Raw genomic sequence first — 20,063 nt, 5'->3', positions numbered from 1 at the left:
CATAGCCTTAAATTCTTATATCCTAAATAATTCGAGTTGCAGGAAGGCGGCAAGCGAGAGAACCCCGATGAGCTTACATGAGTAAGTGATTCGGGTGATTGAACGCAGCCAACGTACATGCAGCTTGAAGAATGACGGACATATAATTAGTAGGGATTCTGTCAGAAGGGGGAACGGTTGAATGTGTGATACACCACAAAATGCACCGGAGAGCGGGGAAACTCTCGGTTAGAAAACGCCGCTAACAAAGCGGCGGCGTTAAGTAAGAAGGGTATACCGGCACCTCACACAGAGGTACCGGTCATCATAATTACTGCTGTTCAGTTTGCTCGGTTGCCGCCGGGCTATCTAATACTTGACGCTCCGCAGGTGCAGCATTGCCGATGGTAATACGCTGTGGTTGCAGCGCTTCTGGCACTTGGCGCAGCAGATCAATATGCAGCAGGCCATTTTCAAACTGAGCATTATCTACATTCAGATGCTCAGCCAGAGTAAAGGTCAATGAGAACTCTTTACGTATCAAGCCTTGATGCAGGTATTCAACCTGTTTTTCTACTGGCGCGGGCTTACCGCGTACCGTCAGGCGTGGGCCTTCTACTTCGATATCCAGTTCGCTCTGCTTAAATCCGGCTAATGCCAGTGAGATGCGATAGTGGTTATCATCAGTTTTCTCAATGTTATATGGCGGGAACCCTTGGGCATCCTGACTGCCTTGCATTGAGCTGGCCAGTTTATCAAAACCAATCCACTGACGAAGTAAAGGTGACAAATCATAATTACGCATAAATATAACTCCTTCTAAGAAGCGAGATAATAGAAAGCCGGTCAGTCCCCGATTACGGCAGACTTGGCTCAGTTATTAATAATGTGACTTAGCCATATTATTGAAAAAACATATTAAGCTGATTGCTTAATTTCAATACGGCGCGGTTTTAAACTTTCTGGTACCAATCGCTCAAGATCGATATACAGTAAGCCATTCACTAAGTTGGCACCTTTAATTTTAATGTGCTCAGCCAACTGGAATTTCCGCTCGAAGTTACGCTCAGCGATACCTTGATATAAATAGGTGCGAGCCACAGGCTCACCAGCATGAGACCCTCGAATAATCAATATGTTATCCTGAGTAACAATTTCCAACTCCTGCTCTGCAAAGCCTGCCACAGCAATAGCAATGCGGTAGTTGTTTTCATCTACCAACTCGACGTTATAGGGAGGGTAACCGCCATTACTTTGGTTCTGGCCGGATTCTAATAGATTAAATAACCGGTCGAAACCGATAGCTGAACGGTACAATGGAGCAAGCTCGGAATTACGCATAAAAACTGCCTCCTAAATATATTAGCAAGGGTGTTATCCTATTTTTAATTAAGCCTTCCACTATGGACAGACTAATGGTCTGAATACCCTATCGGCGTATTCTCTCTGACCTGATAATAAGATGGTATCGGTCTTGTTTTTTTCAAGAGTAAAATCAAAAAAAATTTACACGAAAAATCTCAATAGGATGTTTATTAAACTAATATTCGATAAATCAGCTGTTATAACTTACACTTAAGTTAAATCAGTCCACAAGATTGAATCTTTGACCATCGGAAGTGTCTGTAAATGGGTGTAACAATTTACGACAAAACCTGACATAGTGTCGTGTCAGTTAATCACGGTATCATGAGAGCTGAGTACAACAATGAGAAATACAGTTATCCCTTTTGTTACCGGTTGTTCTCTGCTGTTCGTTAGTGGCTGCTCAAGCATTATGACCCATACCAGCAGCAGTCAGGGCTACTACTCCGGCACTGAAGCCAATGTGGCGATGCTTAAAGATGACAATACCGGCTGGGCGCTACGGCCCCTGTTGGCAGTAGATCTGCCCTTCTCTGCGGTGATGGATACCCTGCTCCTACCCTACGATTATCTGCGCTCAGACAATGAAGACAAAATGGCCAGCTCACCGCGCGAGCGTATCCGCCAATCGGAAACACAAAATCAGCAACCGACACAAACTGTCAGTGCACCGATACAGTAATCACAGCTCGTGGCCTCTCCAGCCCCTGACCGTATTAGCTAAGGGGCCTAGCTTACATTCACAGTAAAGATTTGCACCCACCCATCTATTTCCCGCATAAATGCCACCTTATTACCGTCTGGTGCAAAAACCACCGCATCCGCCAGTGGCGCAACCGTACTGCGAGCCGTCAAACGGCGCAGTTGACCGGTGGTGCTATCACAGAGCATCACACTGTTATCACAGACAAAAGCCAAACTACCGCCCTGTGGATGCCAGCTAAATGCTGATTGAATCCCTCCCTCGCTGAATGTCAGTTGCCGTAGTGAGTCACCATTGGGGGAAACCAGCCATAATTGTACGATACCGCTATCATCTTTCATCAAACAAGCAATGGCACTGCCATCCGGCGATGAACGCAACCAATGACGCGGGCTGGTAGCAAGACCAGGGAAAGGCCGCTCGCTGGTGTAAGTTAGCCGCCGCTGAATCACCCCTGCGGGTGGCGCAGGTAGCGTGCTTTGCGTCCCCTCAAGTGGCATCGTTCCGGCATGGGCATACTCTCGGTCATGTTCGGGCAAATCAGCAATAAAGATTTCTGGGATTTTTTCGCCCTGTGCTGAAAGGGTGTCGCCGATAAAGGCCAATGCCCAACGCTGACGGGTACCGTCCGTTTTAAGATACCCCTGCGTACCAATCCACCCCTCCTCGTATGCCCGATTTATCTGGTCGCTGCCCGCTTGTGGTATGGGCGTGGTGTGACTGACCAAAACACAGAAATGGCTGCCATCATATTCACGAGGATGCTGTTTAGGTGGATTCACGCCATGCAGCGGCAGTGCAATACCCACGTTGCGACAATCCAATAACGGGTCTAATTCATGTAATACATGGTCGTTATAGGTGAAGCTAAGGCGGCTGCCGTCTGGGCTGAAAACATGGACATGGCTACCACCACGCAATGCCCCACGGGTATAGGGCGGGGTGATATCCATCGCATCCAGTGTTACCGCCAGCTCTCTATCCGGTTCGGACACAATCACACCGCGCCGATGATGAAAATCATAGTGCCAGTGGCTATCCGGGTGCTCTGGCCCGTGGATAAACACATAACGCGCGGGTGAGTCTGGGCTGACCGTCACCACACCAACATGCGCCCCCTGCTGAGCGCGATAAATCACCTCAATATCACCAGTAATACAATTAACCCGCTCAATCGTTAAGCCACTAAAAGTGCTACCATTGGGCCGCACATCATAGGCCAACCATTGGCTATCAGGGGTCCAGACATTGATATTAGTGAGTTGATGACCGCGAGGATCAAAGGTGAGTTGCTGTTCTTGTGAAGGGGCATCTTGCTGACAGGTCATCTTGGCTCCGGTGATACGGAAGGCTAAATCATTTATACGAATTATATCACCACCCGGTGCTCTGTCTCTGGTCAAATGCTCTGCATATCACCACTATCAGCGACATGCAGAGTCAGGGTTTATCCCACCCGTTCTACATCTCCGACCAGGAAGATATAAGAGAGTGCGCCCATAAATGCCACTGCTGCGATATAAATCAGGGAAGGAGCAAAACCATAATCCTGTGCCAGATAACCGACCACCAGTGGAACCGTGATCCCCCCCAGCCCACCGACAAAGTTAAAGACGCCACCCGTCAGGCCAATCAACCGCACTGGTGCCAATGATGAAACCAGTGACCAGGTAATAGAAGCGAAGCCGTTACCGAAGAAAGCCAACCCCATTAACACCATAATCCAGAACGGATCGTTGGTATAGTTAGCCCCCATAATGCAGGTAGAAAGCAATAAACCGCAGATAATTGGTGTTTTACGGGCAAAGCCAATGGACTTGCCTTTGCGCACCATGCGATCGGCCACTAGCCCAGAGAGCAATACACCAAAGAAAGCCGCCAAAAACGGTACGGTGGTCATAAAACCGGCAGTCAACGCACTGATATGTTTCTCTTGGGTCAGATAGTTAGGGAACCAAGTCAGGAAGAACCACAGCGTCGAGGTTATGGCAAACTGCCCAATATAGACGCCAACCAGTTTGCGGTTAAATACCAGTTTCCACTCAGCAGCGGTGATGGGGGTTCGGGCTTTTTTCTCGCTCGCCGCATCACCATCAACAATACCGCCACCCGATTGAATGTAATCCAGTTCGGCCTGATTAATACCTTTGGATTTACGTGGTGGCTGATAAACAAAGTGCCATATCAATGCCCATATAACGCCGATCCCCCCAGTGATAATAAATACCCAGTGCCAACTGAGGACTTCCTGTACCCAAATAAGTAATGGAGTCAGAAATGCCAGGCCGACAAACTGACCTGAGGTATAAAAACCAACTGCCGAGGCTCGCTCCTGCTCTGGGAACCAACTGGTGACAATGCGGTTATTGGTTGGGAAAGCAGGCGCTTCAAATAAACCGGTAATCGCACGTAAACCAATTAAGGTGCCCAGCCCGTTCGCAAACCCCTGTAATAAGGTCGCGACTGACCACCCCAAAATAGCAATGAAATACGTCATTTTGGAGCCAACGCGATCGAGGAACCAGCCTCCGGGGATCTGGCATAAGGTATAGGTCCAGGCAAAAGCGGAGAAAATATAACCCATCTGGGTTTTGGTGATACCAAATTCTTCCTGAATATGGGCTGAAGCAACGGCAAGGTTGGCTCTATCAACATAACAAATGACAACCGTGACAAATATCATAAATAGTGTCAGATAGCGCCTTTTGCTTGGGGCAGTAGCTAAGGTCATTTCCATGGTAATGATCCCAATTATAATCGGATTAATATACGCCGAAGCTCCCTGCCCAAATTGCTGATAACACTGTCGCATTACCGTATTTTGGGCGCAAGGGAACTCCTGCGTGTAGGGTCGCAATAAATTGTTATTTAATATAATTTCTATTTTTCCACCCGAATTATTAACCGGAAGAAAATAGTTTTTTAACGGCTGATATACGCTTTATCTTTGTTAGGATTATTTCCCTGATAATTGTATTAGATAATTTATTAATTAATCGAACGAGGGCAACTTACCATTCGGCGACGGCACCATCAGGATAGCGCCAAACCGGATTTCTCCAATCAGGGGCATTCTTGCTGCGTTCAATCACTAATTCCTCATTGATTTCTACCCCTAAGCCGGGTTTTGTCAGTGGATAGAAATGACCATCGGTCATTTTGAAATCGTCTTTATTAATCACATAATCCAGCAACTCAGCACCTTGGTTGTAATGAATCCCCATGCTTTGCTCCTGCAAGACTGCATTGCGGGCGACAAAATCAAGGTGCAAACAAGACGCCAATGCAATTGGCCCAAGTGGGCAATGTGGTGCTAATGCCACATCATAAGACTCTGCCATAGCGGCAATTTTAAAGCACTCAGTCAGGCCACCAGCATGAGATAAGTCAGGTTGAATAATTGCCAGCCCGCCATCGGCCAATACCCGTTTAAATTCAAAACGGGAGAACATCCGCTCGCCTGCTGCGATAGGAATATGGGTTTGTGCCGCCAGACGGGGATAATATTCTGCCTGTTCAGCTAATACGGGTTCTTCAATAAACAATGGGCGATAAGGTTCCAATTCTTTAATCAGGATTTTTGCCATTGGCGCATTAACCCGACCATGAAAATCTAAACCAAATTCAATACGGTTACCAAAGGCTTCACGAATTTGTGCTACGACCGCTACTGCGGCATCAACTTTACGGGCATTATCAATCAGGCCCATTTCCTCACATCCATTGAGTTTAAACGTATCAAAACCAATCTCAGTAAGTTTATTAATACCGCTAATCACATCAGACGGACGATCACCGCCAACCCAACTGTAAGCTTTAATTTTATCGCGAACCAATCCACCCAATAATTGGTAAACCGGAACTCCCAACGCTTTACCTTTAATATCCCATAGCGCCTGATCGATGCCGGCAATAGCACTCATCAGAATAGGACCACCGCGATAGAAACTGCCGCGATATAATGTCTGCCAAATATCGTTGATACGCGCCGGGTCTTGCCCGATAACATATTCCGATAACTCATGTACCGCAGCTTCAACGCTACGAGCACGCCCTTCAATTACCGGTTCACCCCAACCAATAATGCCTTCATCGGTTTCGATTTTCAGAAACATCCAGCGTGGGGGTAAACGGTAAGTGGTTAGCTTGGTAATTTTCATTTTGTAGCATCCTTAAAGGCTTTAATAAACGCAGCCGCTTGTTGTGCGGTCTGAGATACCGATTGGCCTGCGCGGTAAAGGTCACCGCCCAAACCAGCACCAGCACAACCCGCAGCCAAATAAATAGACAAATTCTCAGGTGTAATCCCACCAACGGCAAACACCGGCACCTCAGGGGGCAATACGGCTTTTAATGCTTTGATATAGTCGGGACCAAAAGAGACCGAGGGGAAAATTTTCAGGGCTTGCGCGCCTGCATCCAGCGCCGTGAAAGCTTCAGATGCGGTGGCACACCCAGCGCAAACCGTCATGCCTAACTCAACAGCCCGACGGATCACCGCCGGTTGGGTGTTCGGCGTGACCACCAGCTTGCTGCCCATGCTATGCAACACATCCAGTTGCTCGGGTTTCAGTACCGTGCCCGCACCAATTAATGCACGATGACCAAATTCCGCGACCGTTTGCGCGATACTCACTTCCCATTGTGGGGAATTCAGCGGAATTTCAACCGCATCAAAGCCTGCATCAAGCAGAGCGGCCACATGGTCATGAACTTCCGCCGGTGTGATGCCGCGCAAAATGCCAATCAATGGCATGTTAGTATTCCATTTCATTTACAATACTCCTGATTCCCGCTTGAAAAGCCTGATCGCCATCCAACACCTGATAAAGCATCCCAGCCATCTCTAACCCTTGGGTATAGCGCTCAACCAGTTTAGGATTGCCAATCACCGTAATACACTCTCCAGCAGCGAGCGGATATTGCTGCTGCATCTGCACGATTTCATTGCCAATCAGCAGGCCAGAAAGCCAGTCGCCGACCGATGTTCGCTTCAATCGACCCAACACATGGGCAGCACGCGTCTCAAACAGACAACGCATGATATTGCTGTCATTAAAGCTTTGCGTCAGGCCATCGATAAACGCAGTATTGTCCGGTAATTGAGCCTCCAGCCCTGCCCCCACCAATGAATTATTCAGCAGCAAATAGTGCAATTCACCTGTCATCAGAGTGCGGAAATCCATGACCTGATCACCCTGCATTTGCACCCATTTACTGTGAGTTCCCGGCATTAAATAGACTGATGAAGGCCGTTCGCTATACGCACCGATCAGTTGGGTTTCTTCACCACGCATCACGTTGCGGTTATCTGGCTTATCAACACATAAACCGGGGATAATCCATGCCCGAATTGGCTCAGCCTCCGCCACACAAGTTAATTGACGCGATACCTGCGTAAGACGGGTTGGGCAAGCAAGATAAGGCACTGAAATCCAACCCGCATTGCTGCCAATCATGCCCGCCATCAGCACTGGCAAGTCATACTGTTGCTGCTGCTCGCGCCACGGCGCGATAACCTGCTGAAATATCTGCTGCGCACTTTGCCCATTAAAGCGAGTGACCCCAGCTTCTGAGCGCAACATATCTACACATTCACCACGTAAATAAAGCCAAGCACGCAGATTGGTCGATCCCCAATCAATGGCGATATAGCTTTTATCCATAACTCTGCTCACTCATGTAATATCCTTTAGCCGTTTAGCGGAGCTGGCTATCATGGTTAACGCAGCCCGTTCTGCCGCATCAGCATCTTGATGGCGAATAGCGTCATAAAGATCCTGATGCTCTTGTAATGTGCGCGGCATGTTTTCTTCATCAGGCATGTAGGTTCGTTCAAACACCGCCCGTTGCAGAGAGCTGATTGCCACACTGAGTTGCTGTAATACCGGATTGTGTACCGAAGCCAATACCGCCTCGTGATAGCGGATATCCGCTTCGTTAAATTCGTCTCTATCTTGATGATTGGCGATCATTTCATTGAGTGCCGTTTCAATCACCGCCAGCTCTTTCGAGGTTGCCCTTTCGGCAGCCCAGCGGGCGATAGTTGGCTCGACCAGATTACGCACTTCGCTCATCGCACTGATTAACCGTGGGTCATAATCACTGGCCAGCGCCCATTGCAGTACATCGGTATCGAGATAATTCCACTGATTACGTGGCCGGACAAACGCCCCACGAAAGCGTTTCACTTCAATCAATCGCTTTGCCATCAGCGCCCGAAAAACCTCACGAATCATGTTACGAGAGGTTTGAAATTCCTCACAAATTTCCGCTTCGGCAGGCAACGGTGAGCCCGGTGGATATTTGCCTTCAACAATCTGCTGACCAATAACCAAAATAATGCGGTCTGTTTTACTGAGTTGTTCTTTTGTCATGTTCGCTCCGGTTATTTCAGGTTAACCAATAATGATTCCCTTACTTTACGCATCTCTTGATTAACCGTCCCCACAACGCCGCACAATTTTCAAACTTTGTCATTCAACACAAACAGATTGTAGAGCTATACTTTATTTTTGTACTACAATTTGGATCGCAAAATAAGCAATCCATCACAAAATGAATGAAAAAAACGGCATAACCCCTGTGCATTTAGAAATAAAAGTCTAATATGGATTTTTAATTCCAAATAAAATGACCTATGCTTAATCGATACCAGCCCATTGCCGATGCAATCGCCACCCTTTTCTCTCCCTATGCAGAAGTCGTCATTCATGACTTAACCAGCCAAAAATTGGTTTATATCGCCAACAACTATTCACAGCGGGAATTAGGGGAAGACTCCAATCTCAGTGAGTTGCGATTTGATCAGCACTCACAGGTGATCGGGCCTTACCAAAAGCGTAATTGGGATGGCCGTCAACTGCGTTCCATCAGCACGGTATTACGTGATGACAATAGGCAGCCAATTGGATTGTTATGTATCAATCTGGATATCACCGTATTTGAAAGTGCCAAAGCAGCACTGGAGCTATTCCTGTCAGGGCAACAACTACAGCCACAACCGGATGTGCTGTTTCAGGATGATTGGCAGGAACGCATCAACACTTATATCCATCATTGGTTACAGCAGCAGCAGCTCACGCTAGCAGCTTTGAATAATGCTAGCCGCCGGATGCTCATTGAGACCCTCTATCAACAGGGCGCATTCAACGGTAAGAATGCAGCCGGTTACGTGGCAAAAATCCTCGGCATTGGTCGGGCGACTGTTTATAACCATTTGAAAAATATAAAAACCAGCTAAAGGATTTTAAGGAACCGTCATGAATACATTATTCGATGCCATTAAAGAAGCTCATCAGCTATTACGCCCACAAGTGAGAGTGACGCCGCTGGAATATAGCCCATTGCTATCGCAGCACAGTGGCTGCGAAATCTATCTTAAGTGCGAGCATCTGCAACATACCGGTTCTTTTAAATTTCGTGGAGCCAGTAACAAGTTGCGTTTGTTGACCGATGAACAGCGCCAGAACGGCGTTATTACTGCCTCGACCGGTAACCACGGGCAAGCTATGGCGCTAGCGGGGAAACTGGCAGGAGTGAAAGCCACCATATATGCGCCAGAGCAAGCGGCAGCTATCAAGCTGGAAGTTATTCGCGCACTGGGCGGCCATATTGAACTGGTAGCAGGAGATGCTTTGAATGCCGAACTGGCTGCGAGTATCGCCGCAGAGCAGCAGGGCAAAGTCTATATCTCTCCTTATAACGACCCGCAAGTGATTGCCGGGCAAGGTACCTGTGGCATGGAGATGGTGGAACAGCAACCAGACCTTGATGCTGTGTTTATTGCCGTTGGCGGTGGTGGCCTGATTTCTGGTATTGCGACAGTTTTAAAGAAATTATCGGATAAAACACAGGTGATTGGTTGCTGGCCGGCGAATGCCACCAGCATGTATACCTGCCTGCAAAATGGCCAAATTCAGGAAGTGGCAGAGCAGGAAACCCTGTCTGACGGTACCGCCGGAGGTGTTGAACCCGGAGCCATCACCTTCGCACTTTGCCAACAGTTGATCGATCAGAAAGTCCTGGTGAGTGAGCAGGAAATCAAAGATGCCATGCGCTTGATTGCCCACACAGACCGTTGGATGATTGAAGGTGCTGCTGGTGTGGCATTAGCGGCAGCGTTGAAACTGGCACCACGTTGGCAAGGTAAGAAAGTGGCAGTGGTACTGTGCGGTAAAAATATCGTACTGGAAAAATATCTGGGAGCCATCGCCGAATGCTAATTTTGAGTAAGCAACAAATTCTTGACAAGTTCGATGCAGATGCCATCACCTTGCTGCTCAAAGAGGGCTTTATTGCATATAGCCAGCAGCAAGTGCAAATGCCCCCAGTGCAACATTTGCTGTTTGGGCAAGCCAACGGTGATTGCTGTATTAAAAGTGGGTATTTGCAAGGTGACAGTCAGTTTGTGGTAAAGGTTTCCGGCGGTTTCTATGATAATCCCGCGCAAGGATTGGCCAGTAATCAAGGGCTGATGATGGCCTTTTCCGCCCTTACTGGCGAGCCACAAGCTATCTTGCTCGATGAGGGGTGGCTAACTGCGCTGCGTACTGCGCTGGCCGGGCGAATTGCCGCCGAGCTTTGCGCACCAAAACATATCAGTGCTATTGGTATCATCGGTACCGGTATGCAGGCACGGCTACATCTGATGTACCTAAAAAGTGTGGTGGCATGCCGTCAGCTATGGGTTTGGGGTCGCAGTGAAACGGCATTAGAGGAGTATCGGCAGTATGCTGAAGATGAAGGTTTCGAGGTTAATACTACACTGAATGCCGCAAAGTTAGCCCGTCAATGCCAGTTGATTATCACCACCACACCGAGCAGAGAACCTATCTTGCAAGCGGCGGATATTCAGCCAGGAACCCATATTACGGCGGTCGGTGCAGATAGTGCAGGTAAACATGAGCTATCCCCTGAACTGGTAGCTAAAGCCGATAAAATATTGCTGGACTCATGGGCGCAATGCTCAGAATTTGGTGAGATTTCGCAGGCATTCCAGCAAGGGCTATTAGCAACTCACACCTTAACTGAGGTGGGTTCAGTTTTAGCGCAAGGTATCTCTTTTAGAGATAATGACCAACAGATCACTCTGGCGGATTTAACCGGATTAGGGATTCAGGATGTGCAAATAGTGAAAGGGATTCTAGGGTGATAAAAGAGAGGGTAGGCTTTTAGATTTTCTCTGTTGACCTTGAGCGCAATCAGGAATATTGCCGACAAAGTTTACAGGCCGAATGAGCCGCATGGACGCGGCGAAAGGTGCTGTCGAGCTGGGAGCGAGTCAGCACCGGTTCGATTAGCCGGTAAGCTGCCGGAGGGTATGGCGAAGCCACAATATTTCGCGCAAGCCGCAGGTGCAGGAGGGCCGGCCAGCCCTCTTGCTCGGTTGAGGCATAACGGTCGGCAATAGCAACAAATTGAATATCAACCGAAACCTGATCCGAGCAGCAAATTAATGAGCTACTGCATCAGTTAAATATCAAAGTACAAATTTCTCTATCGCTACCGCCACACCGTCTTCACTGTTGGTGCACGTGACAAACTGCGCTATCTCTTTCAATTCAGGGATAGCATTCCCCATTGCAACACCGACACCAGCATAGTTAACCATCGCAATATCATTACCCTGATCACCCAAAGCCATCACATTTTCCTGCGCAATGCCTAAGTGATCTGCCAGCATTTTCACCCCAGTCCCTTTATCCACTCGCTTACTCAGGATTTCCAGATAAAACGGTGCACTCTTCATGATAGTGAAACGCTCAAAAGCTTCGGCTGGCATCATCGCTAAGGCACGATCCAGTTTTTCTGGCTCGTCAATCATCATCACTTTAGGAAAGCGTAATGTTGGATCCATCTCTTCGATTGCACGATATTTCAATGGAATACCGGTCAATAACACTTCATGTAGGGTGTATTTGCTGATGTCTTTGTTCGCGGTATATAAGGTATCAAAATCAAAAGCCTGGAAGCTAACATCCATTTTGCGCGATAAAGCCTCGAAATAGAGGTAATCCTCAAAACTGATAGTTTCCTGCAAAATACACTCACCCGTGGCGGCTTTTTGCACTAATGCACCGTTATTGCTGATGCAATAATCACCACTGTTTTGCATATTTAATTCACGTAAATAACGTTGGACCCCAATATAGGGCCGACCCGTGGCCAATACCACACAGACCCCTTTAGCCCGGGCAGCATCAATAGCCTGCTTTACCCGTGGAGTGATTTCGTGCTGCGGATTCAGTAACGTGCCGTCCATATCGATAGCGATCAGTTCAATAGCCATAGGTCCTCACATTTATTTAACTAATGCCTCATGCTAACGCGATTCAGCGCTCAAATGCTAGTGAATGGGGTATGAGAGCCAATGGAATAAAAGCGTACGCGCGAGAAATCAATCAGGTAACGACGCATATACAGTCCCGACTTGGACTGGCACTGCAACTGGCATCAGCACAATTTCCCGCCATATATCTTGTATTGGGGTGACAGATTTCTTTGCGTAAACCGGATGTACGAATGATGCGTTTTTTATCCTCAATTAGCATGATCACCCAGGCCCGTCGCTGCCTGCCGCAAGAAGTGGAACGATGACATCACTGAACGGTGTTGGAATATTATGCGCACGCCCGCACCGCTGCACCACGCCGTTACGAATATCCCATTCCAGCGGACGATTCGCCTGACGGTCGGCAAGGATCGAAGTACCTAAATCAGCCGGGGCGCGATGAAAGCCATCCACAATCTCCTGCGGCACGTCATCACTTAGTTTTGCGCCTTCAGCTCGCGCGATGGTGAGGCATTCCCGCAGATAAGCGAGTGCCAACTCGGTGATGTCGGGACGTGTGTACATGCCAGCACGGCGATTCGCCAGTACCATCAACCCCGCCACCGCGTTCTGGAGCAGCTTGCGCCAGGCGATAGAGGTGAAATCAGCCGCCAGCTCGACTAAGCAACGGGTGCCACTTAGCGCGGTGAGCACCAAATTCGCCGGCGGAGAATCCGGCAAGGTAAGACGTGGTTTAGCACGCAGCCATACAGAAGCATCCGGTTCACGCTGTGCGGGGAACCACACTACTGAAGGCAGAACGGTGGCGCCACATACGTAAGGCGCAAGTTGGCTCATCTGCTCAACACCATTTTGCAGTGCGCACACCACGGTATTCTCATTGCATAAAGTCGCCAGCCATGGCGCTGCCGCGTCAACCTGAGTCGATTTTACAGCAACAAAAACCAGATCGACCGGCCGGGTAATCGCTGCGGGATGGATCTGCACTGGTCCGGGTACAATAATCTGGCCGCCGTCATAGCGTAGCTCTAGCTGCGAATGCGCAGTTCGACCGCAAAGTACCGGTGTACGTCCCACCTCATGCAGTACTGCTGCGATGGTGGTGCCAATAGCGCCCGGACCAATAAGCGCAATGGTTGGATTCAAAGACATCTTTCATTCTCCTGATTATCCTATGCTGTCCTGCGGCAACCTGATTGGGATATTCCATGCCCCCCAACCGTTACCTAATGAGGATCGAACCGATAGCAATTACGGTGCACGCCACCACTTTTCTGATGGACAGCGATTTGCCAAGAAATACACAACCTATCACCACGGCAAACAGCACGCTAGCTTCACGCAAAACTGACATCGCCCCATTGGCACATCCGACATAGCGTAAACCTGGTTTGCTGCTCTTGAGTTGATTTTGAATGTCATAACCCGATGAATTCTCAATGGGGTGCAAATAGGCAAAAAAAAGCCCAGAGGCAGCTTACTGCCCTGGGCTTTTCTATCCGATCAATCGCTTATCGGATTAAATATCGATATTGGCTGCGCGTAACGCATTCTCTTCGATAAAGGCACGACGAGGCTCAACCGCATCACCCATCAGGGTGGTGAATAACTGATCCGCTGCAACGGCATCTTTCACCATCACTCGCAGCATACGGCGGCTGGTTGGGTCCATGGTGGTTTCCCACAACTGCTCTGGGTTCATTTCACCCAAGCCTTTATAGCGCTGAATTGCCAAGCCACGGCGAGACTCTTTCACTAACCAGTCCAGCGCATCTTCAAAGCTTGAAACCGGAACTCGGCGTTCGCCACGTTCAACAAATGCGCCTTCTTCAATTAAGCCACGCAGTTTTTCGCCCAGTAGGCAGATCTTGCGATACTCACCGCCGTGGACAAAATCAAAGTCCAGATCATAATCGGTATCTACACCGTGGGTACGGATACGCAATATTGGCTCGAACAATTGACGCTCACGGTTTTCGCGCACCACAGAACTGTAGCTGCTGCCGTGCTGCTCTTTTTCATTCAGTAACACCACCAGTGAATCAATCCACTGTGTCACCACTGCTTTATCGCTCAAATCCTCTTCTTTCAAGGTTGGCTGATAAATCAGGTTATTCAGCAAAGCACGCGGATAACGGCGCTCCATACGAGCAATGGTCTTCTGAACGCTATAATGCTCAGCAACCAGTTTCTCAAAATGCTCGCCCACTAGCGGTGGTGCCTCAGGATTGACGTGCAATGCAGCGCCATCCAGTGCCAGTGTCATCTGATACTGTTCCATCGCATCATCATCTTTGATGTATTGCTCTTGTTTGCCTTTTTTCACTTTATACAGTGGCGGCTGAGCGATAAACACATGGCCACGCTCAATAATTTCCGGCATCTGACGGTAGAAGAAGGTCAATAGCAACGTGCGGATGTGAGAACCATCCACGTCGGCATCGGTCATGATAATGATATTGTGGTAGCGCAGTTTGTCAGGGTTATATTCATCCCGGCCAATACCACAACCCAATGCAGTAATCAGCGTTGCGACTTCCTGCGAAGAAAGCATTTTGTCAAAGCGCGCTTTCTCAACGTTCAGGATTTTACCTTTCAACGGCAAAATGGCCTGGTTCTTACGGTTACGGCCTTGTTTCGCAGAGCCGCCCGCAGAGTCCCCTTCCACTAAGTAGAGTTCGGACAACGCCGGATCTCGTTCCTGACAATCTGCCAGTTTGCCTGGCAAACCTGCCAGGTCCAGCGCGCCTTTACGGCGTGTCATTTCACGCGCTTTACGCGCGGCTTCGCGTGCGCGGGCTGCGTCAATAATTTTGCCAACCACGATTTTGGCGTCGGTTGGGTTTTCCAGCAAATACTCAACCAACTTCTCGTTCATCAGCGTTTCGACCGCCGTTTTCACTTCAGAAGAAACCAATTTATCTTTAGTCTGTGAGGAGAATTTAGGGTCCGGCACTTTAACAGAAACAACAGCAATCAGGCCTTCACGGGCATCATCACCAGTGGCGCTGATTTTCGCTTTCTTGCTGTAGCCTTCTTTGTCCATATAGCTGTTCAGCGTACGGGTCATCGCCGTGCGGAAGCCCACCAAGTGAGTACCACCATCGCGCTGCGGAATGTTATTGGTGAAGCAGTAGATATTTTCTTGGAAACCATCGTTCCACTGCAATGCCACTTCCACACCGATATCATCTTTCATGGTGGAGAAATAGAACACTTTCGGGTGGATCGGGTTTTTGTTTTTGCTCAGATACTCAACAAACGCCCGAATACCCCCTTCATAATGGAAGTGGTCTTCTCTGTCGTTACGTTTGTCTTTCAGTTTGATTGATACACCGGAGTTCAGGAACGACAGCTCGCGCAGGCGTTTAGCCAGAATTTCATACTGGAATTCGATGTTATTGGTGAAGGTCTGGAAACTTGGCCAGAAACGCACGGTCGTCCCGGTCAGATCGGTTTCACCCACCATTTTCAGCGGTGCCTGAGGCACGCCCATTTTGTAGGTTTGCTCGTGAACTTTGCCATCACGGCGAATGACCAGTTCCAGCTTTTCAGACAGGGCGTTAACAACGGACACGCCCACGCCGTGCAAACCGCCGGAAACTTTGTAAGAGTTATCGTCAAATTTACCGCCAGCATGCAACACGGTCATGATGACCTCTGCGGCTGATACCCCTTCCTCTTCGTGCATACCGGTTGGGATACCACGGCCATCATCCTGCACAGAAACAGAGTTATCCGAATGGATGGTGACTATAATTTCTTTACAGTGGCCAGCGAGGGCTTCGTCGATAGCGTTGTCCACAACCTCGAATACCATGTGGTGCAGACCGGTACCGTCATCAGTATCACCGATATACATGCCCGGACGCTTACGAACCGCATCCAGCCCTTTTAATACCTTGATACTTGAGGAGTCATAAGTATTCGACATCAACGTTTCTCGCTCATTTTTAATCCTGTGGTTGAACCTCTATTTTGCCATGTTCCACGCGGAACATCTTGCCCTTTTCGCCTACCATGTCGGCAACTTGCTCAGCACTCACTGCGCTGACAAAAACCTGTGCCTGGGTAGCCTTGAGACGCTCGGCCAATAATCGACGACGGCCGGTGTCCAATTCGGAAGCAAAATCGTCAAGCAGATACAGGCAACGCCGCCCGCTCTGTCGGGTGAGAAACTCACCCTGCGCTAACCGCAGTGCGCACATCAGCAACTTCAACTGACCACGCGATAGCAAATCTTCTACCGGCGTACCCTCGGCCCGAATGCGGAAATCCGCTTTATGTGGCCCGATGGCGGTATAAGTTAGCGCGCGGTCACGCTCAAACTGGCGTTCCAGCAACTCACCATAGTCACTCTCTTTATCCCAGCCGCGCTGGAAAGAGAAACTCAAGGCAAACTCTGGCAGGAACAGGGCGCATGTGGCTGAAATATCTGCCGCAATTGCATCACTGTATGCCGCCCGCCACTCACTAATGCGTTCAGCCAGTGGGATAATTTCCTGATCCCAAGGCCGGATTTGCGCATAGCGACTAACCTGGCGCAGCGCGGCGTTGCGCTGCTTAAGTAATCTTTTTAGATTGCTCCAGGCCGTAAAAAAACCGGGTTCATTATGAAAGCAACCCCAGTCTAAAAAAGCGCGCCGGAATTTTGGCCCGCCATTCAATAAAGTGAACCCCTCGGGGGTGATCAATTGCATGGGCAGCATTTGCGCCAATTCGGCCACTTTGTGGCCGTCAGTGCCATCGATCCGCACCTTGCTATCACCCTGCCGGCTTTTACTTAGCCCAATAGATGATTCACGTTCATTCACATCAACCCGGCCATGTAACACAAACTCGGCACAGTCGTGACGGATCACTCTGCCTGCTTGTAAACTACGAAAAGCCCTACCATGGCCAAGGGTATAAATCGCTTCTAACACACTGGTTTTACCGCTACCGTTGGGGCCAACTAAAAAATTAAACCCCGCTGCCAGCGCCAAGTCTGCCGATTCGATATTACGAAAATCTTTAATTAACAACCGTGTCAGAGCCATGCTGCAAATGTCTTCATTATTGAACATCAAACCATCAAGGGCGTTATCGCATTACCTCTGAAAGAGGGCGTAATTGTCGCAGACAGATTGGGTGCGGACAGCGCACAACCACCGGAGCGTACTTAATGTACGTGAGGATGGTGAGCACTGCCCAATCCCAAGCTGGCAAGTAAGATAGCCCGCTATAGTTCAAAGACGCATTGGCATGACAACATAGGCCGCAGCCTGACTAGCACCGTCTTCAATCTGCACACTGGAGACCGAATCGGTCAATAACAGGCGCACATCTTCGCATTTCAGTGCATTCAGCACATCAAGTACATAGCTGACGTTGAAACCGATCTCCATTTCCGTTCCCTCGTAGCTAACATCGAGGATTTCTTCCGCCTCTTCCTGTTCAGGGTTATTGGCGGTGATTTTGAGCTGATTGTGACTGACATAGAGCCGAACGCCGCGGAACTTCTCATTTGACAAAATTGCTGCACGGGCAAAAGCCTGTTTCAGCAAGTCACAACCCGCTTCTAGCGTTTTGTCAGGGTTCTTCGGCAATACCCGGCGATAATCAGGGAAACGGCCATCAACCAGCTTAGAGGTGAAAATAAAATCCCCCACATGCGCGCGGATGTTGTTGCTGCCGATTTGCAGGCGCAGTGGTGTATCACCCCCATCCAATAACCTGACCAGCTCCATCACACCTTTACGCGGCACGATCACCGAATGTGAAGGTAATGTCTGCCCGATTGGCATGGAACATACCGCCAAACGGTGGCCATCGGTCGCCACAGTGCGCAGCTCTTCACCTTCAGTCTCAAACAGCATACCGTTCAAGTAATAGCGCACATCCTGATGAGCCATCGAGAACTGAGTGGACTCAATCAGACGTTTCAGTGTGGCTTGCGGTAAGGTGAACTCCACCTCACTCTGCCAATCATCCAGATTAGGGAAGTCCGCCGCGGGCAGGGTAGACAGCGAGAAGCGGCTACGGCCAGAGCGCACCAGTAGACGATCACCATCCAGCGCCACCGTGATTTCTGCCCCTTCTGGCAAACCGCGCCAGATATCAAAAAACTTCCGGGCCGGTACGGTGGTTGCTCCCTGGGTATGGGGATTAGACAGCGCCACGCGCGCGACCATCTCCATTTCCAGATCGGTCCCCGTCAGCAACAAAGAGCCTTCGGTCACTTGCAACAACAAGTTACCTAAAATTGGCAACGTAGGACGTCCACCCAGCGGGCTACTGACCTGTTGCAGCGGTTTTAGCAGATGCTCACGTTCAATGATAAATTTCATAGCGCTAGGAGGATAATGTTCTGATTAAGTTAGAGAAATCTTCTTTGATGTCGTGGCTTTCTTCACGCAATTGCTCAATCTTGCGGCAAGCATGCAACACCGTGGTATGGTCGCGGCCACCAAACGCATCGCCGATTTCAGGCAGGCTGTGGTTGGTTAACTCTTTTGCCAGCGCCATCGCCATTTGGCGCGGGCGGGCCACCGAACGAGAACGCCGTTTGGAGAGCAGGTCAGCGACCTTAATTTTATAATATTCTGCGACAGTCTTTTGAATATTATCGATGGTAACCAGCTTTTCCTGCAATGCCAGCAAGTCACGCAGAGCTTCGCGCACGAAATCAATGGTGATTGCCCGACCGGTAAAGTTGGCATTAGCTATCACACGGTTCAATGCCCCTTCCAGCTCACGCACATTGGAACGCAGACGCTTGGCAATAAAGAACGCAACCTCACCGGGCAAGCGAATATCATTTTCATCCGCTTTCTTCATCAGGATCGCGACTCGGGTTTCTAGTTCCGGCGGCTCAATGGCAACCGTTAAACCCCAGCCAAAACGCGATTTCAAACGATCTTCGACGCCATTGATCTCTTTTGGATAGCGATCTGAGGTCAAAATGATCTGCTGATTACCTTCCAACAAGGCATTAAAGGTGTGGAAAAACTCTTCCTGGGAACGCTCTTTATTGGCAAAGAACTGAATATCATCGATTAATAATGCATCAACGGAACGATAATAGCGTTTAAATTCTTCTATTGCGTTGTTCTGCAAGGCCTTAACCATGTCCTGCACAAAACGCTCCGAATGCATGTAAACCACTTTGGCATTGGCTTTACGCGCCATGATGCCATTCCCTACTGCATGTAACAGGTGAGTCTTACCCAAACCTGTACCGCCATAGAGGAATAACGGGTTATATGCGCCACCCGGATTATCAGCAACCTGACGTGCCGCAGCACGAGCCAGTTGGTTGGATTTACCTTCAACGAAGTTATCAAATGTGTGCTTCGGGTTCACATTCGAACGGTAAGAATGTTCAGGTTGAGCGGGCGAACTGTCCCAACTCGGGCGTACAGGGGCGCTGCGGGTAACCGGAGCGACAGGTGCACTAACACTGGCGGTTACTGGATGGCTGTGTGTTCTTACCGCCGGTTTACTCCCTACTTCAAAACGCAGTAAAGGAACCTCGGAACCACAAAAGTCATTAAGTAAGCCATTGATATTGTTTAAGTACTTATCACGGACCCAGTCCAGTACAAAACGATTAGGGGCGTAAAGCGCCAGAGTATTGTCACTCAGTTCCGCCTGTAGGGGGCGTATCCACATACTAAATTCTGTGGCAGGTAACTCATCCTGCAATCGGGCAAGACACTGCTGCCAAAGCGAAAGTGACAC

Annotated in this window: 18 protein-coding genes; 4 read left to right on the top strand and 14 right to left on the bottom strand. The window is 49.1% G+C overall.

The genetic code is table 11. The features are described 5' to 3' along the window. Positions 1-310: 310 nt before the first annotated feature. Together ibpB and ibpA are read right to left on the bottom strand one after the other, a co-directional pair. Positions 311-784 carry a small heat shock chaperone IbpB gene (ibpB, locus tag Q2T72_RS00090; protein WP_083161508.1) on the bottom strand — a complete coding sequence of 158 codons (474 nt, stop codon included), beginning with the start codon at positions 782-784 and terminating at the stop codon, positions 311-313. 113 nt (positions 785-897) lie between these two features. Beyond that, the gene (gene ibpA / locus Q2T72_RS00085) at positions 898-1,320 is read right to left on the bottom strand and encodes a small heat shock chaperone IbpA (RefSeq protein ID WP_372568433.1); all 423 of its coding nucleotides are present in this window, start codon (positions 1,318-1,320) and stop codon (positions 898-900) included. 367 nt (positions 1,321-1,687) lie between these two features. Between ibpA and Q2T72_RS00080 the strand changes: the two genes are divergently transcribed. Then, the gene (locus Q2T72_RS00080) at positions 1,688-2,026 is read left to right on the top strand and encodes a YceK/YidQ family lipoprotein (RefSeq protein ID WP_083161512.1); all 339 of its coding nucleotides are present in this window, start codon (positions 1,688-1,690) and stop codon (positions 2,024-2,026) included. A 47-nt stretch (positions 2,027-2,073) separates the two neighbouring features. On the opposite strand, the gene Q2T72_RS00075 is transcribed toward Q2T72_RS00080, so the two are convergent. The 6 genes from Q2T72_RS00075 to dgoR form a co-directional block, all read right to left on the bottom strand. After that, positions 2,074-3,375, bottom strand: a complete 1,302-nt coding sequence (locus Q2T72_RS00075) for a DUF3748 domain-containing protein (RefSeq protein WP_372568432.1) — start codon at positions 3,373-3,375, stop codon at positions 2,074-2,076. A 119-nt stretch (positions 3,376-3,494) separates the two neighbouring features. Further along, positions 3,495-4,784 carry an MFS transporter gene (locus tag Q2T72_RS00070; protein ID WP_102970574.1) on the bottom strand — a complete coding sequence of 430 codons (1,290 nt, stop codon included), beginning with the start codon at positions 4,782-4,784 and terminating at the stop codon, positions 3,495-3,497. 274 nt (positions 4,785-5,058) lie between these two features. After that, the gene (gene dgoD, locus Q2T72_RS00065; protein WP_083161516.1) at positions 5,059-6,207 is read right to left on the bottom strand and encodes a galactonate dehydratase; all 1,149 of its coding nucleotides are present in this window, start codon (positions 6,205-6,207) and stop codon (positions 5,059-5,061) included. Continuing rightward, positions 6,204-6,821, bottom strand: coding sequence for a 2-dehydro-3-deoxy-6-phosphogalactonate aldolase (locus tag Q2T72_RS00060; protein WP_050087293.1), 618 nt, complete (start codon positions 6,819-6,821; stop codon positions 6,204-6,206). Before Q2T72_RS00060 ends, dgoD begins: the two co-directional genes overlap by 4 nt. Beyond that, complete coding sequence (locus Q2T72_RS00055) at positions 6,805-7,713, bottom strand: 2-dehydro-3-deoxygalactonokinase (protein ID WP_083161518.1); 909 nt, start codon at positions 7,711-7,713, stop codon at positions 6,805-6,807. The genes Q2T72_RS00060 and Q2T72_RS00055 overlap by 17 nt, the downstream gene beginning before the upstream one ends. A gap of 12 nt (positions 7,714-7,725) precedes the next feature. Further along, positions 7,726-8,424: a D-galactonate utilization transcriptional regulator DgoR gene (gene dgoR, locus Q2T72_RS00050; protein WP_083161520.1), complete on the bottom strand. Its 699-nt coding sequence runs from the start codon at positions 8,422-8,424 to the stop codon at positions 7,726-7,728. Positions 8,425-8,687: 263 nt separating this feature from the next. Here dgoR and Q2T72_RS00045 point away from each other — a divergent pair, with 263 nt between their 5' ends. The 3 genes from Q2T72_RS00045 to Q2T72_RS00035 are packed head-to-tail and all read left to right on the top strand — an operon-like array spanning position 8,688 to position 11,201. Further along, a complete protein-coding gene (locus Q2T72_RS00045; protein ID WP_083161522.1) occupies positions 8,688-9,290 on the top strand; it encodes a transcriptional regulator in 603 nt (200 codons plus the stop codon). Positions 9,291-9,309: 19 nt separating this feature from the next. Then, positions 9,310-10,272 carry a threonine/serine dehydratase gene (locus tag Q2T72_RS00040; RefSeq protein WP_372568430.1) on the top strand — a complete coding sequence of 321 codons (963 nt, stop codon included), beginning with the start codon at positions 9,310-9,312 and terminating at the stop codon, positions 10,270-10,272. Continuing rightward, positions 10,266-11,201 carry an ornithine cyclodeaminase family protein gene (locus Q2T72_RS00035; RefSeq protein WP_372568428.1) on the top strand — a complete coding sequence of 312 codons (936 nt, stop codon included), beginning with the start codon at positions 10,266-10,268 and terminating at the stop codon, positions 11,199-11,201. The genes Q2T72_RS00040 and Q2T72_RS00035 overlap by 7 nt, the downstream gene beginning before the upstream one ends. Before the next feature lie 327 nt (positions 11,202-11,528). On the opposite strand, the gene yidA is transcribed toward Q2T72_RS00035, so the two are convergent. The 6 genes from yidA to dnaA all read right to left on the bottom strand — a co-directional run. Continuing rightward, complete coding sequence (gene yidA, locus Q2T72_RS00030) at positions 11,529-12,338, bottom strand: sugar-phosphatase (protein ID WP_083161529.1); 810 nt, start codon at positions 12,336-12,338, stop codon at positions 11,529-11,531. 264 nt (positions 12,339-12,602) lie between these two features. After that, positions 12,603-13,493: an oxidoreductase gene (locus Q2T72_RS00025; protein WP_372568427.1), complete on the bottom strand. Its 891-nt coding sequence runs from the start codon at positions 13,491-13,493 to the stop codon at positions 12,603-12,605. A gap of 367 nt (positions 13,494-13,860) precedes the next feature. Further along, entirely contained in the window at positions 13,861-16,275 is a 2,415-nt protein-coding gene (gyrB, locus tag Q2T72_RS00020) for a DNA topoisomerase (ATP-hydrolyzing) subunit B (RefSeq protein WP_083161534.1), read from the bottom strand. Positions 16,276-16,294: 19 nt separating this feature from the next. Further along, positions 16,295-17,380, bottom strand: coding sequence for a DNA replication/repair protein RecF (gene recF, locus Q2T72_RS00015; protein WP_372560198.1), 1,086 nt, complete (start codon positions 17,378-17,380; stop codon positions 16,295-16,297). Between the two features lie 189 nt (positions 17,381-17,569). Next, on the bottom strand, positions 17,570-18,670 hold the full coding sequence (gene dnaN / locus Q2T72_RS00010; protein ID WP_005186756.1) for a DNA polymerase III subunit beta: 1,101 nt from the start codon (positions 18,668-18,670) through the stop codon (positions 17,570-17,572). A 4-nt stretch (positions 18,671-18,674) separates the two neighbouring features. Beyond that, positions 18,675-20,063 (bottom strand): chromosomal replication initiator protein DnaA (gene dnaA, locus Q2T72_RS00005; RefSeq protein ID WP_372568425.1); only part of this gene is annotated, 1,389 nt, incomplete at its 5' end.

It is taken from the genome of Yersinia sp. 2466 StPb PI (genome assembly GCF_041538325.1).
GTDB classification, from domain to species: domain Bacteria; phylum Pseudomonadota; class Gammaproteobacteria; order Enterobacterales; family Enterobacteriaceae; genus Yersinia; species Yersinia enterocolitica_E.
This window is presented reverse-complemented; position numbering and strand designations above follow the sequence as displayed.